The following is a 1,005-nucleotide window of genomic DNA, read 5'->3' on the forward strand; positions in this document are numbered from 1 at the left end:
GTGGGCATGTCGTGCAAGGCGGGCGGGTGCGCGGTCACCGCCCCGCAGTCGACCAGGTCGGAGACGAGCACCTTGGTGACGACCGCGGGCAACCGCAGATGGGCGGCGATCTCGGCCACGGAGGTGGGGCCGTCGCACAGCCCCAGTGCCACGGAGTGCTCGGGACCGAGATGCGTCTGCGGCTCGCTCCCCGTGGCCATGATCAGCGAGAGCAGATCGAGAACGGTTGTAGGACGGGTGCGGCCGTCGCTCACGGTGTAGGGGCGGACGAGCCGCCCGGCCGCGTCGTCGAGCAGCGGCCCGTCCTGCGGGACCGACACCCTCACAGCCCCGTGGTGCCGGGGGAACCGGCCGCTTGTCTCACCGGCGTCATCAGGTACGGACGGACACTCTTGACCAGCATGGTCATCTCGTAGCCGAGGACCGCCGCGTCCGCCTCGCGTCCGGCGAGGACGGCGAGACAGGTGCCCGATCCGGCGGTGGAGACGAACAGCAGGGTCGAGTCGAGCTCGACCACCACCTGCCGCACCTCGCCGCTGTCGCCGAAGCGCGCGCCGGCGCTGCGCCCCAGCGAGTACAGACCGGCGGCCAGCGCCGCCATGTGGTCGGCGCTGTCGGCGTCCATGCCATGAAGGGATTTCACCAGCCCGTCGGCGGAGAGCAGCACAGCACTGCGTGTGTACGGGACGCGCTGGACCAGGCCGCTCAGCAGCCAGTCGAGGTCCGAGACCTGACCGGACGGCATGTCGGTCGCCATGAGGCATCTACTCCTTGGGGGTGTGCGTTTCGGAGGGATCGGTCGCCGGGGGCGTCTCCGGGCCCGCGGGATACGGGGCGGCGGTCGTGGCGCGGCCGCGCACCGGGAGTGGTTCGAGCGGGGGCGACGGCTGCCAGGCCTGCCCCGGCGTCGTTTCGGGGTCGGGGCCCGGCTCCGGCGTACCGCCCGCCTCGGAATCGGTGCGGGCCTCGGCGAGCTCGATGCCCCGCCGGAAGGCAGCCATGAGC

The 1,005-nt window shown here is 72.4% G+C and carries 2 protein-coding genes and 1 pseudogene; all 3 read right to left on the reverse strand.

The window, feature by feature from the left end:
* Nucleotides 1-326, reverse strand: a 326-nt coding sequence (locus ACFWGZ_RS41370) for a DUF742 domain-containing protein (protein ID WP_382457037.1), incomplete at its 3' end; no start/stop codon positions are given.
* Nucleotides 323-757 carry a roadblock/LC7 domain-containing protein gene (locus tag ACFWGZ_RS41375; protein ID WP_376687750.1) on the reverse strand — a complete coding sequence of 145 codons (435 nt, stop codon included), beginning with the start codon at nucleotides 755-757 and terminating at the stop codon, nucleotides 323-325. The genes ACFWGZ_RS41370 and ACFWGZ_RS41375, both read right to left, overlap by 4 nt.
* Nucleotides 758-764: 7 nt before the next feature.
* Nucleotides 765-1,005, reverse strand: a pseudogene (locus ACFWGZ_RS41380) (hypothetical protein); the annotation flags it as partial.

It is taken from the genome of Lentzea sp. NPDC060358 (assembly GCF_042725365.1).
Taxonomy (GTDB): domain Bacteria; phylum Actinomycetota; class Actinomycetes; order Mycobacteriales; family Pseudonocardiaceae; genus Lentzea.

Excerpts from the sequence above, each read along its gene's own strand:
- ACFWGZ_RS41375 (WP_376687750.1), bottom strand. The coding sequence starts at position 757 with ATGGCGACCGACATGCCGTCCGGTCAGGTCTCGGACCTCGACTGGCTG.